This window comes from Edaphobacter modestus (assembly GCF_004217555.1).
Lineage (GTDB): Bacteria > Acidobacteriota > Terriglobia > Terriglobales > Acidobacteriaceae > Edaphobacter > Edaphobacter modestus.
Genome location: NZ_SHKW01000001.1, coordinates 844,660 through 860,382, shown reverse-complemented (window position 1 = coordinate 860,382; position 15,723 = coordinate 844,660). Strand labels below are relative to the sequence as shown.

Annotated in this window: 9 protein-coding genes; 4 read left to right on the top strand and 5 right to left on the bottom strand. The window is 57.3% G+C overall.

What is annotated here, in order from left to right; all coding sequences use genetic code 11:
* Positions 1-28 precede the first annotated feature (28 nt).
* The 3 genes from BDD14_RS03550 (at position 29) to BDD14_RS03540 (ending at position 4,450) form a co-directional block, all read left to right on the top strand.
* Positions 29-1,135 (top strand): alkaline phosphatase family protein, encoded by a 1,107-nt coding sequence (locus tag BDD14_RS03550; RefSeq protein ID WP_242617708.1) that lies wholly within the window; start codon positions 29-31, stop codon positions 1,133-1,135.
* On the top strand, positions 1,132-2,334 hold the full coding sequence (locus tag BDD14_RS03545; RefSeq protein WP_130417592.1) for a hypothetical protein: 1,203 nt from the start codon (positions 1,132-1,134) through the stop codon (positions 2,332-2,334). The genes BDD14_RS03550 and BDD14_RS03545 overlap by 4 nt, the downstream gene beginning before the upstream one ends.
* 112 nt (positions 2,335-2,446) lie before the next feature.
* Positions 2,447-4,450, top strand: coding sequence for a glycoside hydrolase family 97 protein (locus BDD14_RS03540; protein ID WP_130417591.1), 2,004 nt, complete (start codon positions 2,447-2,449; stop codon positions 4,448-4,450).
* A 156-nt stretch (positions 4,451-4,606) separates the two neighbouring features.
* Here the strand turns inward: BDD14_RS03540 and BDD14_RS03535 are convergent, their stop codons facing one another.
* Both BDD14_RS03535 and BDD14_RS03530 read right to left on the bottom strand, forming a co-directional pair.
* A complete protein-coding gene (locus BDD14_RS03535; protein ID WP_130417590.1) occupies positions 4,607-6,976 on the bottom strand; it encodes a glycoside hydrolase family 95 protein in 2,370 nt (789 codons plus the stop codon).
* A complete protein-coding gene (locus BDD14_RS03530) occupies positions 6,973-9,201 on the bottom strand; it encodes an alpha-galactosidase (protein ID WP_130417589.1) in 2,229 nt (742 codons plus the stop codon). Before BDD14_RS03530 ends, BDD14_RS03535 begins: the two co-directional genes overlap by 4 nt.
* A gap of 302 nt (positions 9,202-9,503) precedes the next feature.
* Between BDD14_RS03530 and BDD14_RS03525 the strand changes: the two genes are divergently transcribed.
* On the top strand, positions 9,504-11,978 hold the full coding sequence (locus BDD14_RS03525; protein WP_130417588.1) for an alpha-galactosidase D: 2,475 nt from the start codon (positions 9,504-9,506) through the stop codon (positions 11,976-11,978).
* 80 nt (positions 11,979-12,058) lie between these two features.
* Here the strand turns inward: BDD14_RS03525 and BDD14_RS03520 are convergent, their stop codons facing one another.
* The 3 genes from BDD14_RS03520 to BDD14_RS03510 all read right to left on the bottom strand — a co-directional run bounded on the left by BDD14_RS03520 (position 12,059) and on the right by BDD14_RS03510 (position 15,721).
* Positions 12,059-12,817 carry an aldose epimerase family protein gene (locus BDD14_RS03520; RefSeq protein ID WP_242617707.1) on the bottom strand — a complete coding sequence of 253 codons (759 nt, stop codon included), beginning with the start codon at positions 12,815-12,817 and terminating at the stop codon, positions 12,059-12,061.
* A 189-nt stretch (positions 12,818-13,006) separates the two neighbouring features.
* On the bottom strand, positions 13,007-14,107 hold the full coding sequence (locus BDD14_RS03515; protein ID WP_130417586.1) for a LacI family DNA-binding transcriptional regulator: 1,101 nt from the start codon (positions 14,105-14,107) through the stop codon (positions 13,007-13,009).
* A 183-nt stretch (positions 14,108-14,290) separates the two neighbouring features.
* Positions 14,291-15,721 (bottom strand): sugar porter family MFS transporter, encoded by a 1,431-nt coding sequence (locus BDD14_RS03510; RefSeq protein ID WP_130417585.1) that lies wholly within the window; start codon positions 15,719-15,721, stop codon positions 14,291-14,293.
* Positions 15,722-15,723: the final 2 nt, after the last annotated feature.

Below are 15,723 nucleotides of genomic sequence, written 5' to 3'. Positions count from 1 at the left end.
CTTCCTTACACAAATTGCTCAGCAGTCTGTGAGCAGACGCCGATTTCTACGCGACATGACAGGCGCGGGAGCCGGCCTGCTCATTGGTGCAAGACGGGCATCCGCGTTGCGACGTGAATACGGACAAAAGACAATTATCGTGACGTTTGGGGGAGGCGCGCGCGATCAGGAGACCTTTGCCCCCGAAGGCCAACGATACATTCCGCGGATTCTGATGGAGCTGATTCCGCGCGCCACCTTCTATACGCAGGTAGTCAATCGCGGCATCCTTGGACACTATGTTGCGAACGCCAGCCTTGCCACCGGATGTTATGAGAGCTTCAATAACTTCCAGTCCATCCGTCCTGAAAACCCCACCATTTTCGAATACTTCCGGCAGGATCGACGGCGGCAGGCCTCCGACGTTTGGGTTATCGCCCCAAGCAATGGATTCACCTCCATTGGTGAAAGCGGGCACCCGGCATACGGACGTGGAAAGGGAGCCACGGTCGTACTGCCAAAAGCCCTGTTGGCGGGTGTGAGCGGAGGTTCGGAGCGTCCGTTTGAAAGCCTGCTGCGCGATAGTCATGAAGGGCCTGTGGGCGCCGGTGTTTACGCCTCGACAGCGCGGCAGGACGAAGCCATACGGGATCTTCTGCAAATCTCCATGAGCGATTTCAAGGCACACGCGCAGAGTGTGTCGAGCCCCGACGAACTGTCACTGTATATCGCGCTTCACCTGATGCGCTCGAAGGCACCGAGTCTTATCTGGATTACGCTGCACGACATTGATATCGCGCACGCCGGCGCGTTTTCGCTCTATACAGACGCTATTCAAAGAACGGACCGCATTTGTGCGGAGCTTGTGCGCGCCATGGACCAGGAGCCGGAATACAAGGGGCAGACAAATTTCTTTATCCTTCCGGATTTCGGCCGGGATGCCGATGATGATCCGAGCGGGAACGGTTTTCAGCATCATCGCAGCGGAGACGCGTTGTGCCGCACAACCTGGCTGCTTGCGATGGGGCCGGGCATCCGGGAGAACACTACGGTTGACCGTCCGGTAGAGTCCATTGACCTGGTGCCCACTGTCGCAAAGATGCTGGCGTGCGATGCACGGTTTGCGCAAGGACGTCCCTTGGTTGAGGTGTTATGAGTCGCGAAGCAGCCACTCTCTTCGGTCCCAGAGACCTTCCACCGCAGGCAGCAGGACTGGCGTCCCAATATTCGAGAATGCTACAAGAACTGCCTCCAGTGCTTGCCGCTTTTCTGCTTTCGCAGGTACGTGGCTATGACTGGAAGTTTCCTGCGGAGCGTCGCGAGCTCGAAGAACAACTGCGATTCCTTTCGGTATCCCGCAGCGAGGAGACGCAACGTATCCTTACAGGTTTTCGAGAACTTCCGGTTCCGGAAAAACTCATGAAGAATGCGTGGATTGCTCCGGAAGCATTCCTGCAGGAGTTCACGGCGTACCTGTGGGAGGCACATGCGATGGATCAATTTCGTAAATCCGGTGAAGCCTACGGAACCATCCTCACTTCTGTCCGCGAACAATGCGCATCGTCTTCGGATCGTCTCGTCATTGTGCTGATAGGTCAGGGAGCCCGAAAGCAAACGACACCGGTGTTCGAGAAGTTGCGAAGGCTTGGCACTTACTTCGCCAACGTTCCCGAGGCCGATCTGGTTAGCGAAGCGGTGTCGGTGCTGGAGCAGCGAGCGTTGCGTACAGATGGAAGATACAACTGCTGGTTTCTTGATGGAGCCTCGACCGCAGAAATCGACGGCAGGCCGTACGCGCGTCTCTCGTACGATGAGCTTCGCCCGGTACGAGAGTCTTTGGCGGAATCCGTCAAGAAGATGATGAGCCGAGAAGACATGGGTCCGGAGAATATCCGCTCTTACATGATGGCGCTTAAGCCTGCTGATCTGAGTGGTTTCCTCGCTGGGCAGGACGAAGTGATGCGCAATTTCGCGGTCCGAGTACTCTGCGACGGCTCAGGGACGCAGAACCTGAGCACCTCGTTTGTGCAGTGGTCGACACGCGAAGCTCTTCGGAGAGCCCAGCCGGCGACGCTGCTGGCGCGCTTCGCGCCACGTTCGCGAACAGTAGATTTTCTGGATGACTCCGCACAGCGGGAGGCACTCGACGCTGAAGGCGCTCTCATCGACGCTGATATGGGCGCCTACTACGCCTGGCTCAATCTGAAGCGACTGCCGGGATCGGGGCGCAAATCGTTTCTTGCTCTTGCGGAGAACGGGCAAGGAGCAGTAGCTATCGGTTCCGGTATGCCGGCGGGAACCACCGCGACCAGTCAGACAGATCTCCGGCAGATTGTGGCCTGGATGACAACTTAATCATTCGCGCATCGCGAAACGTGCAATGTTTTGGAAGTTCAGCCATGCATCTTCGAGAAGAAAGACAAACAGAAACTACTCACTTCAAATAACGCAGCAGAAAAGGAAAGCGATGATGAAGCATTTGATACGTGCCGGCTCACTTGTCTTGGTCGCAACTAACCTCTTGTATGGTCAGGCAAACAGTTTGAAGTCGCCGGATGGGAAACTCGTCATGACGTTTTCGCTGGATTCCTCTGGTCCGATGTCGACCGAGGGAAGCGGCCGTTTGCAGTATGCCGTTACCTACCACGGTAAGCCGATTATCGATGCATCCGCGTTGGGGCTTGACCTGGACGACAAGATGCCGCTTGGAGAGAACGTCAAGATCAGAGACACCAAGGAATCAAGCGGCACCGATGACTATCCGCTCCTGTTTTCCAAGGTAAGTCACGTTCACGACGCATACAACAGCATGTCACTTACAGTGCAGGAAGCTTCCGATAGCCGCGGTCGTGGGCTGACGGTGGAAGCACGAGCCTATAACAGTGGTGTCGCATTCCGTTACCTGCTTCCAGTGCAGGGGGGCAGCTCGGATCTCCATTTGCGCGATGAAGAGACAGAGTTCCGCTTCAGCCAGGACGATACGGCATGGGTGCTGGCACTCCCCAACTATCGCTCCAGCTATGAGAGCGAGTACGTCCGCTACAACCTTTCCGCCTTGAGCAATCAGGGAGGCGTCTCTAGCAAGTTTTTAATTGGCCTGCCAACGCTTCTGCACCAGCCCGGTGGTGCATGGATGTCACTGATGGAGGCCGATCTAGAGGGAAACAGCTCTGCCTATGTGACCAACCCGACCGGTAGTTGGGCCGGCCATATGTTTCGTGTAAAACTATCGCCCCGGTGGGACGACCCTTATTATGCCGTGACAGGAACCCTGCCGCATCACTCTGCGTGGCGTGTTCTTGGTGTCGCCGACACTCCCGGTGCATTGATCGAGAGCAATCTGCAAACAGATCTGAACCCGGGGAACCGCGTCCACGACACGAACTGGATCAAGCCAGGCAAGGCCTCATGGAACTGGTGGGTCGATAACGTCAACCAGAACGGCGACTCCGGGAACAAGCAGTTCACCACGGAAACGATGAAGTACTATGTCGACTTCGCCGCGAAGTCTGGCTTTCCTTACTTCTTTCTGGATGCGGGATGGTACTCGGGCGACATCACTAAGATGAATGGCAAAGTCGATATACCGGAGCTTGTGAAGTACGCTGCCACAAAAAACGTAAAGGTCTGGATCTGGCTCTACTCCACTTCGGTCATGGCGCAGATGAAGGAAGCGTTCCCACTGTATGAGAAATGGGGAGTTGCCGGTCTTAAGATCGACTTCATTAACCGCGACGATCAGGAAGGCATCCAGTTCTTCTACGACGTGGGACGTTACGCCGCAGAACATCATCTGATGGTGGACTTTCATGGCTGCCACACACCATGGGGAATCATGCGAACGTATCCGAACGTCATGAGCTACGAATCTGTTCTCGGACTTGAAAACAATAAGGTCGGTCGTCGTGATAGCCCAGTGGATCGTGCAGTATTCGCCTGGACGCGCTCATTGGTCGGTTCTATGGACTATACGGCTGGAGCCTTCGATAACCAGACGGAGGACAGTTTTGTTGCCCGAAATGCGTCTCCGCAAGTGATGGGCACGCGTGCGCAACAGCTCGCACTGTATGTCGTGTATGAAAACCCGGTCCCAATGGTGTCCGACAGCCCCCAGAATTATGCAGGAGAAGCTGCCGCAGCATTCCAGTTTTTGAAGGACGTTCCTACAACCTGGGATGAGACGCACGTTGTGGGAGGTGAGGTGGGCGAGTACTCTACCGTTGTTCGACGGCATGGCAAGGAATGGTATCTGGGCAGCATGACGAACTGGACACCACGCGACCTGAATATACCGTTGACGTTTTTGGGCAGCGGCAACTTTACGGCTGAAGTGTATGAGGATGGGTCCAATGCGGCGACACAGCCGAAGCAGGTAAACATCCGCAAGATTTCGGTAACGGCAACCTCATCACTTAACATCAAGCTTGCACCTGGAGGCGGAGCTGCTGTCCGGTTCATACCAGGCAGGTGAATCTGAAACTTAGAAGGTGCGGATCGGGTGATTTCGGCCGGTCCCCACGTCTACTCAATCTTCTCCGTGATGGTCTTTGGAGAACCATGCACTTGTGCAACTGCGATGAGCGGCGAGAACGTAAGCGCAAGGGCGGACGATTTATGTCCTGTTTCCTTATTGCAGCATGTCGGCGCGTAGGCGTAGCGTCGACCCCGCAGCCATGTTGAACTGCTTTACAGTCTCTCCGTAACGTACTGGCAGCATTCCACCGAAGCGGCTGTGTACTGCCGCGAAGACAAGCGTTCCGTTCCGCCACGTGATGTCCACGGTGTGACCGACTCTGGCGCACAGGCCACACACCTCTCCATCTGGCCAAGCCTTCGGCAGGGCGGGCAACAACTCGACTTCGCCGCGCTGCGACTGCAACAGCATCTCGGCAATGGCCGCTGAACCGGCCGTGTTGCCATCGATGGCGAAGATGTTGTCTTCTGCACCGGCAACACCGCCCTGCGAAAACGTTAGCAGATTATCACCAGTAGCCTTTGTCAGCAGATCGTTGAGATAGCGCAGAGCCTGGTCTCCCTTGAGCAGGCGTGCATAGAATGCCATGAAGTTCACGCGGCCCCACTCCGTCTGCTCCCAATCCTTGGCACTGGTCCTGCGCTCGATGGTCACTTCGGCGGCGTGCGCGAGCGCGGGCGTATTGCGGACGTCCACTTGCGACTCTGGATACAGCGCGGTGAGATGCGACGTATGCCGATGATTTGGATATGCGTCTTCAAAATCAAACAGCCACTCCTGCAGCTGGCCATATTGCCCCACCTGCAAAGGTGGAAGTTTGGCTCTTGCCTGTTTGACTTGTTCAGCAAAGGCAGTCTCCATCTTCAGGTCGGAGCACGCACGCTCACAGATAGAGAACAGGGCAAAGAGCATGACACGATCAATGGTTGGCATCATGCTGTCACTCGCGTTGCCACCATGGGGATCGAGAAAGGCATTCTCAGGCGATTCGGAAGGCCCGGTAACCAGCCAGTTGTGGCTCGGCTCTGTCACCATGTACGACAGGAAGAACTCTGCTGCGTCGTGCAGGACTGGAAAGGCAGTGTTCTGTAGGAATCGCGTGTCTTTTGTGAAGACGTAGTGATCCCATAGCTGAAGCGAAATCCATATTCCTGCCGTAGGAAAGATGCCCCAGCCGACATCGCCCGGCGCTGTGTAACCCCAGGGATTGGTGACGGTGTGCACCACCCACCCCTTCGCTCCATACATCTCGGTTGCGGTGCGTTGGCCAGCAATCCGAAGCGATTCCAGAAATCGAAAGAGCGGAAGCTGACATTCGGAGAGGTTACAGACCTCTGCAGCCCAGTAGTTTTGTTCTGTATTGATATCCAGGTGGAAGTCGTCCGTCCAGCCCATTGCGGCCGCAAGACCGTCATTCCAAATTCCCTGTAATGCCAGCGGCAGAGCAGAGTCTGCTCGAGATCCCGCAATGGTGAGATAGCGTCCGTACTGAAAGAACAGCGCATGGAGACCGGGATCGCTTGCGCCTTTCGAAACTGCCTGCCGGCGAAGATCCGTCGGTGTATCCCGCCGTGAGTCGTTGCCGAGTTTCAGCGAAAGCCGGTGGAACAAGGGAGCGTAGTCGGCGATATGCGTACTCTTCAGCTTCTGATAATAAGCTGACCGTGCTGCCGCAAGCGACCGCTGGCAGGCAGTGGCGGGATTGTTGCCGTGGAAGGAGGTCGCGATTGCAATGAGGATCGTTGCGGACGACGAACCCGTGATCGTGATGGTCTGACCGTTTGCCTTTAGATGACCGCCCTGCTTGATCACCTCTACCTGAATTTCAAATTCGACGCCAGATTTGCCGTCGCTATGCTTCGATTCGACAGCGCGTCCATGGAGAAGCAAGCTGTTCTTTTCCGCTCGTATGGTCGTTGGCAACGGCGACTGCGCAAAGCTCACGCGGAACGATGCGGGGTGTGCGATGCGATACACGAGCACTTTGTGGGCATGCGAGGCAAACGCTTCCCGCACGTGCTTCCGTCCATCTGCCTCAAATGACACGCCCGCAACGGCTGTATCCAAGTCCAGTGAGCGCCTGTAGTCAGTGATTGGAGCGGGTAGGCTGTCGAACTGAATGAGCAGGTCTGGAAGCGGAAGATTCGTGCCGAAATTCCTGCCGCGTCCGGGTAGATACTTTCGGCTAGCCTGCGTCGCTTCGGCATACTTCCCGTCGAAGATGAGCTTCCGTATCTCGCCAAGGTGTTCTCGCGCTTGCGGATTGACTTCGTGCGCGCCGGGAGCTCCAGACCATGCTGTGGAGTCGGACAAGGCAAGTCGTTCGTTTTCGACTCCGCCGTAGATCATGGCACCCTGATTACCATTGCCCAGAGGAAGCGCCTCAAGCCAGTGCTCCGCTTCCTGCGCGAACCAGATATCCGTCTCACCGGCAGTCTGACTGGCTTCGGAGGCGTCCAGGGGCACATTGGACGCTAAAGCAATCAATGCAGCGCTGGCGAGAAATTCACGTCGTGTACTCAACGGGACTCTCCTTGCAACACGAAGGCCGCTGCCTGGAAGTCGCCCCGCAGGTTCACATCAATGCCCTTGTGCATCCAGTAGGAGCCGCTAGCAGAGGTGGGCGTGTCGTTGCTCACTTTGCCGTAGATCGAGCGCAGCGTATAGGTCCTTTCAGGATCAAGGCCGCGCAGATGGATACGTGGGAACGGGTACAGCTCGGTGCTGGAGTGCAGGAAAGAGAACAGCACTGCCTGATGCTTGTCTGGTGCAACGGATTCTGTGACGGAGACTTCGCTGCCGTTCGTGGGAGGTACCAGCCGGTACAGGTCTCCACGCTGCATGGTTTCGCGGATCGCTTTGTAAGCGGCTACCATCTTCCGCGCCGTCTCCATCTCGTCGGGCGTGAACTTCGTCAGGTCTGCTCCAATGCCCAGCGAGCCTTGCATCGAGGAAAGGAAACGGTACTCCAGCGATAGCGTGCGCTGGTTCACCCATGTCGGCGAGTCGGTCACCCAGGCCATCATAATCCCCGGCGCGTAGGCCTGCGTGAAACCGTGCTGAATCCGCAAACGATCGAAGGCGTCCGTGTTGTCCGAGGGCCAGACCTCATCGGTCAGTGGAATCACTCCAAGATCGACGCGGCTGCCTCCACCGGAGCAGGATTCGATCTCAACATTAGGGTGCTTGAGGCGAAGTTCGCGCAGAATGCCATAGAAGTTGCTGGTGAACTCGACATAGACGTTCTTCTGCGCATCCGGTGCCACCGCTGGCCAGCCCGGCTCGGACCAGTTGCGGTTGTAATCCCACTTAAGGAACGCAATGTTATTTTCGGTGAGTAACTTATCCAGAAATAAGAACACGTACTGGCGCACGTCTTCGCGAGCAAGGTTCAGGACAAGCTGGTTACGGCCTTCCGTACGAGGCCGTCCTTCGAAGTTAAGGACCCAGTCCGGATGCTTGCGATAAAGATCGCTGTCGGGATTCACCATCTCCGGTTCCACCCACAAGCCGAAGTCCATGTTGAGGGAGTGCACCTTATCGATCAGCGGCTTCAGGCCGTGCGGAAACTTCTGGGGATTCACCGTCCAGTCGCCGAGTCCGGCGTGATCGTTATTGCGGGCTCCGAACCAGCCATCGTCCATGACGAAGCGCTCAACGCCGAGCGACGCTGCTTTCTCAGTCAACGCCATCTGGCCGGCTTCATTGACCTTGAACTCAGTCGCCTCCCATGAGTTGTAGAGAACGGGCCGGAGCTTCGGTTGAGGCGCATGCGGCAACAGGGAATGCAGTTCGAGCCGATGCATCTTGCGCGATGCATCGCCCAGGCCGTGCGATGTGTGTCCTGCATAGAACCAGGGTGTCTCGAGTGTTGTTCCGGGCTTCAGTTGATATCCAAAGTCGAACGGGTTGAAGCCCCCCGTGACACGGACCTGCTGTACGGTATCAAGCTCAACCGCGATCTGCCACGATCCGCTCCACGCCAGGCCGCCGAACCAGACATCGCCTTCGTCCTCCGTGGCCTCCTGCGTACGGATTGAGAACCACGGATTGTTCTGCGCACCGGTGGTGCCCCGCCGACTCTCTAGGATAGTCTTTCCCGGCTGTATCTTCTGCTCGTTCACCGTCCATTCACCTGCCCAGCGGCCTGAAAGATATCGCACCACATAGTCTGCGCCTCGGGGCAGGTTCCAGGTTCCGGAACTTGCGGACTCCACGACAAATGGTTTGCCTGTGTGGTTCTCCACTATGGCTCGGCGAGCCACGATGCCGGTTTCTTCATCGACCTTGTACTCCAGCGTCACCGTCACAGGCAGAGAAATGTCTTTCATACGTACAGAAAGGACGCCGTCTCGCAGATTGTTGCTGACATACCTCAGGTCCAGATCGCGATTGCCGTCTGGAAACGTGATCTTCAGGTCGGGTTCGACGTACAGACCGCCGCCCCATCCAACGAACTCCTGAGGCGTGGTGTTCAACGGAGCGTCGAAAGCAGCCGCCCCCAGAGATTCCTTTGCGGATGCAGCGTGGTCCTTCGCCGAGATCCGTTCGCCCCAATAGAGAGTCTGAAGACGCTGGTGCTCGTTGACGCCAAACTCGTAGGTCGTGTCGTCGGCATCGATACGAAATACGTGAGCGGACTCATCGACGTGGATCGCTGTTGGTGCGCTCTGTGCCACAGCAGTTGCAGCAAAGAAGAATGGAAGACATGCGGAAGAATGAAGATGCTGTGCGATTCTGCGGCGCATTGAAGGTGTACTCCTGAAGCAGCTTGTTGCACTGGTCTCGGGTGATAGATGCGGTAACGTACACAATAACTACAAGTGCCTATGATCGGCAACTCTTATCTGCGTCAGTATTTTACAAGAGAAGCACCGAGTAATATTCATTTGACAAATCGTGTTCGTACACGGTTGTATGGAAGCCACATTTGGTGACAGGACATCCACACACGCCAAGGACGCTACGCGCTTGTTCCCCTTTCATACGTCGATCTGGGTATTTTCCTCCCGTCTGCGGCGCTCGATATCAGCAGTCCCAGAGGATTCGCATGAAACGTTATGTCCTTTCTATCTCAGCCCTCTTCGTCGGAGTTGTCCTTCTTATGCCTTCTGCCGGTGCTCAGGTGAATGGCGCCGGCGAGAAGCCCTATCTCGGCTGGAGCAGCTTCAGCGAGCAAACCATTAACGGCAACTTCCTAACACAGGCCAACATGATCACGCAGTCGGATGCCCTTAAGGCATCAGGCCTGCAAGAGCATGGCTTCGTCTATATCAATCTCGATTCCGGTTGGCAGGGAAGCTTCGACCAGAATGGGCGGCCCATTCCCAATGCGGCTACGTTCCCTGACATCAAGGCGCTTGTTGCTCACATTCACGCCAACGGCCAAAAGGCCGGCATTTACTGGATCCCCGGCATTGAGCAGCCTGCCGTCGACGGCAACTATCCCATCGTGGGCACGCAGTATCACACCCAGGATATTGTGGTCACTCCGCTCGCCCGCGGCAATGCCTTCGGCGGCAATCCACCGTATCCGTACCACGACAAGATCGACTTCACAAAGCCAGGTGCGCAGGAGTATATCGATTCCGTTGTAGCCCTGTTCTCAGAGTGGGGCTTTGATTTCATCAAGCTAGATGCGGTGACGCCCGGCTCTTATTCGAACGATCTCTCTATCGACAATCGTGCTGATGTAGAGGCGTGGTCCAAAGCCATTGCGAAGACCGGCCGCCCCATCTGGCTGACGGTATCATGGCAGCTCTCGCAGGATTACGCCTCTGTCTGGCAGCAGTTTTCCAATGCACGACGCATCGATGACGACGTCGAGTGTGAAGGACGTTGCGCCACACTGACGAACTGGCCTCGCGTCGTTCTGCGTGAGTACGACGACGTTGGCTGGCAGGATGAGACGAGCAAGACACTTGGATGGAATGACATGGACACGCTCGACGTAGGGGATGGTGCGCTCGACGGCTTGTCTGACGACGAGAAGCAAAGTGCGATTACCATCTGGGCCATGGCAAACTCACCGCTTTATCTTGGTGGTGACCTTACTCGACTCGATGATTTCGCGAAGACCGCGTTGACGAACGATGAGCTGCTCGCGGTCGACCAATCCGGCCGTCCAGCCACGCAATTGACCGGTGGAGCGCAGCCTGTCTGGATCTCGAAGCAGGTGGACGGCAGCGTCTATGTCGGTCTCTATAATCTGAATGGCCTGCCCGGCAGGGTGACGGTCCGCTGGAGCGACCTCGGCTTCCAAAATGTAATCGCCGTTCGTGATGTATGGAATCGTATCAACCTGGGCGCCTTTCCGACGCAGTTTACGACGACAATCCTCGGCCACGGCTCGCGTCTGCTGAAGGTGACGCCGTCGGGCGTTGTAAGCGCACCCGTGGCGCAGAGCTACGAGGCGGAATCCGCTGTGCTTGTTGGCACGCCGTACGTCTCGCAGTGCACGGCGTGCTCCGGGGGAGCGAAGGTCAGCTACCTGGGGGCTTCGTCCACGACGAACACCGCATCCTTCAACAGCGTGTATGTGGCAAAGGCCGGCACCTATCGTATGCAGGTAGATGCGATGACGCAGGGACCGCGCGCTCTGACATACTCCATCAACGGCGCTCCGGCTGCAACACTGAACCTGGGCGGCGGCAGCTTCAACCTTCCGCAGTCCACTACGGTCCCGGTTACGTTGCAGACGGGCAATAATGTCATCACCTTCGGCAATCCCGGAACCTATGCCGCCGACCTCGACCGCATTGCGATAGCTGGCGACGGGACCGCCATTGAGCCTGATTTCACGACCTATGAGGCAGAGGCGGCCGAACTCAGCGGAAGCGCCAGCGTCGGAGGATGTAACTTCTGCTCCGGCGGAGCCTATGTGGGCAACTATGGTGACGGCAGTCAGAATGCGGTGACTTTCCGTAACGTCACCGTTGCGCAGACCGGCACTTACCAGCTCGATATCGACTACACCACCAGCGGTCTGCGTACGTTCTTCGTCTCGGTGAATGATGGCCCGGCAACACAGCTCGACGTCAACGGCAGCACCTTCGATTCGCCGGTTCCGGTTCTGCTGACGGTGCAGCTCAATGCTGGAGCGAACAAGATCATCATCGCAAATCCTAATCCCGGCGGATACGCTCCCGGTCTCGACAGCATCACCGTCGCTCCGGTGGTGGGGATGTCGAGCCTGCAAGCTGCCATCACGAAGAAGACAGGGCGGGATCTTCTCCGCGTCTGGCAGTTTTCCTTCATTAACACCGGCGGAGCAGCTGCAAAGAACGCGCGCATCAACAGCTTCTCACTTGCGCCGGTTTCTGCAAACTACGGCTGCAAGGCAGCGGCAGTGTTGCCGACGCCGCTACCCATCGGGAACATCCCGGCGGGCGCGACACGGAAGATCGAGCTGCCGATCGTCTTTTCGCCGTTCTGCCGTACGGACAGCACCTTCCGCGTCAACGCTGTCTTCTCCGCCAACAACGGTGCTGACGTAGGAAGCATCACGTCCACCGAAACGCACTAACCAAAAGAAGAGGCCGCCATTGCGGCGGCCTCTCATTCGCGTTGGAGGGATTGACATTGCATCTATAACCCAGGCGTGCGTCAGGATCGGCCGATGCGGAACGAGACGGAGAAATTGTAAGCGGCACCTGCAGCAAGGTTGATGGCCGCACCTGCCTGCTGTGCTTCGGTCAGCCTGTTGTGAGGCGATGTAGTCGGCTCCAGGGCGACCGCATATTGCTGATACGTTGACGCATCCTCGGGCCAGCCGCCATAGCAGAGCCAAACGCCAAGGTAGGGAAGCGTATCCGTATTGAAGACCACGTCCAGCTTTTCGCCCATTGCAGCGCGGTGGATGCTGCACGCGCCGTTACTCAGGCGGCCTGTGTAGAACATATCTGCCGTGCCGGCGCCGTCACCTGTCGTTCTGTCCAGCAGCACCGAGGTATGTGTTACCGGCCACAGGACGATGTCGCCACGCTTACCAAGTCTGTCGTTCCGCGAATAGTCCAGCCGCAGCGAGCGAATCTCCTCTGGAAGCACGATGCGGTCGCCTGCCTCTACCGCAAAAAGCGGGTGGCAGGCATACAGGAACGACTGCGGGCTGTAACCGATGTTCTTGACCGAGTATGCGACGCGCAGGACGCTCCGGTCGACAGTCAGGGTCTTCTCGAATCGGAATGGACGGCTGAAACCGCCAGCCCACATGGAGAGTGACTGTCCGTTTGCCTCCGAGACGTTCCAGGCAAGCTGCCAGAAGTCGCCGTGATCGGGTACTGGGCCGCCTTCGGTGTCCGCGCTGCACGGCGCAACCGTAGGCAGGCATTCCTCAATGCCAGCGCACGGGCCATTGCGAAACATGGCATCCATGGACGGATCGGCAAAGGAGCCGTGGCGCTGTGACTGCGTAAGAAATTCAAGCCCAGAAAAGAGGCTTCTCAGGGACGAGATTCGTCCGCCTTCGTCTGGGCGGACCTCTACGGCGAGTTCTTCAGATTGCAGAATATAGTGGCGACTGGAAAGCATCGTGCGAATGAGGACCAGATTGCCCTATCCTTTGGGCATCTTTGTCTCTACCTCCTCCTCTTCGTCTGTATCGATGATCTGACTGGAGAAAAGAGGCAAATTGCTGCGGAAGATGACATGCGGTGCAAGCCGTATTGACGGATGCGACTTATCATCGCCTCGCAGATGCCGCATCAGCGTCTCGAAGGCGACCTTACCCTGCGTATAGGGCCGCTGATAAAGCGTCGCCATCACCTTCCCAAATTCGATGAGCGGTATCAGCTCCTGAAAGAGATCGGTCGTGACGATCTGGACCTTGCCCAGGAGGCTCAGCTCATCCAGCGCCTTCAGCACAGGCATGCTGTTCGCCGTACTTAGATATAGCCCCTGTGGGCGGTCCTTGCCCTTCATCAGCGCAAGCGCCTGCTGATACGCCTGCTTCGGCTGCTCGTGACTTTCTAGCGCGGGCAGAAGCATCAGGTGGGGAGCCTGCACTGCCAGCGTGGCAGCAAAGCCACGCAACTTTTCGGCGTGGTCCATGGTGAACAGATCACCGCTGAAAACAGCGACCGTGGATCTCTGCGGTAGCTTCATCGCCAGCAACTCGGCCGCAATGGCGCCGCTGACATAGGCATGTGCGGCCACGGAGCCCATGCGGTCTGTGTTCGGGGCATCGCTGCCCACGCACATCATTGCGGTCCCATTGCGCGACAGTGTCCGGATCAGCGAATCGAATTTACGCGTATCGCCCGGCAGGAAGATGATGCCGTCATAATGCCGCTCCGTTGCGCGTTTGAAGGCGTCCACATCCCCCACGCCGAGACGCGGGTATTCATGAAACTCCAGTGACACCTGCATGCCAACTGTTGCCGCTGCCGCCGCACAAATCCCCGCGCGCACGGGATCGAAGAAGTGGGAGATATGTTTGGGAAGAATCGCCGCAATCGAAAGTTTTCGATTCAGCTTCAACGCCTGTGCCGCGAGATTCGGCTTATAGCCGATGCGTTCGGCCATCTGCAAGACGCGCGTCTTTGTCTTTTCGCTGACGCCGGCACGCCCATGCAGCGCCCGGTCGACCGTCCCAATTGACACATTCAACGCGCGCGCAATTTCCTTGATCCCAGAAGATCCCTTCGTATCCGACATAGCTATACCTGGATGAATCGTTGCAACACATTGTCTCACTCATTAGATGGCCATCTGCAACGTCCCCGTGGACACTGCAGCGGCGCGCACTGAAAAGCTTCACAGGTGGAAGGAAAGGCCCCCGGGGGCTTTGGTATTCTGCTTTGCGTTTGCCCTCTACTTTGTTCCGACGGTTGCGCTCTTCTACCGCCGGGCCATCAGTTGCGTAATATCCTCCAAACTGCGCCCTTTTGTTTCCGGAACGAAGTAGAAAACAAGCGCCCAGCCCAGCAGGCAAATGACTCCGTATGTACGGAAGATTCCACCGGTGCCCAACGCCTGGTTGAGCATGGGGAAGGTATACGTCAATGCGAACGATGCCAGCCATAGGGCGCTGACCGCCACCGAGACCGCCTGAGAACGTACCCTGTTCGGGAAGATCTCCGCAATCAGCACCCACGTGACAGGAGCCAGCGTCAGTGCATAACAAGCAATCGCGCTTAACGTGAGCACCAGTATCGCTGCGCCCTTCCAGTGTTCAGCGTACGCCAAAGCGCAGAGCAGATGAGACACGCCAATGCCGATGCATCCAAGAAGCATCAGCCAGCGGCGACCAAGCCGGTCCACCAGCAGCATTGCAAATATCGTAAAGATCAGATTGATGCCGCCCGTGATCACAATATTAAGCAGAATGTCATTGGCGCCGTACCCGGCGCTGCGGTATACGTCCGAGGCATAGTTGAACAGCACGTTGATACCGGTCCACTGCTGCAGCACAGCCAGGGCGATGCCAATGAGAACAATGCGCCGGACAGGACGGCGCAGCAGCTCCGCCCAGCTTGACTGGGCCAAGGCACACTCTTCGGCGATCGTCGATTCGATATTGGCAATCTCCGCATGCGCATAGAAGGCGCCACCGATCTTCGTGAGCACGCTGCTCGCCTCCTGCCTGCGGGCGCGCGTGAGCAACCAGCGCGGACTCTCTGGGATGTAGAAAGAAGCCACTGTGAAGATGAGTGCCGGCGCCACCACGGCAGTAAACATCCATCGCCATCCGTACTGCACATTCCAAGTGGAAAGCAGTTGTTCTGGAGTCAAACCTGCGGGAACCGGCCGAGCGATTAGCCAGTTCACAATCTGCGCCAGCAGGATACCGACAACAATAGCAAACTGATTTAGGCTTACCAGCCGCCCGCGGAGATCCGCCGGGCTGATCTCCGCGATGTACAGCGGCGAGACGTTGGAGGCAAGTCCGATTGCGACGCCACCGACAATGCGCCACATGATAAACGCGATCAGCGAGTATGACCATCCGGTAAGTCCGGAGGAGGCTGCGAACAGAATAGCCGACGCCAGCAGAACCGGTCGGCGGCCGAAGCGCTCGGCCAGGTAGCCTGCGGCCAGTGAACCGACAAGGCACCCGACAAGTGCGCAACTGTTTACCCAGCCAATCAGGGCAGGCGAGATGAGGTGGAAATATGTCTCGTAGAACTCACGCGCACCGCCGATCACCACCCAGTCATAGCCAAAGAGAAGGCCCCCGAGAGCGGCGACAAATGCGATGCCCCAGGCATAGGCGCTGCGTTCCGCGGATACGAACGAGGAGTTCATCGTGGTGATGGGTGGCCCTTGCATGG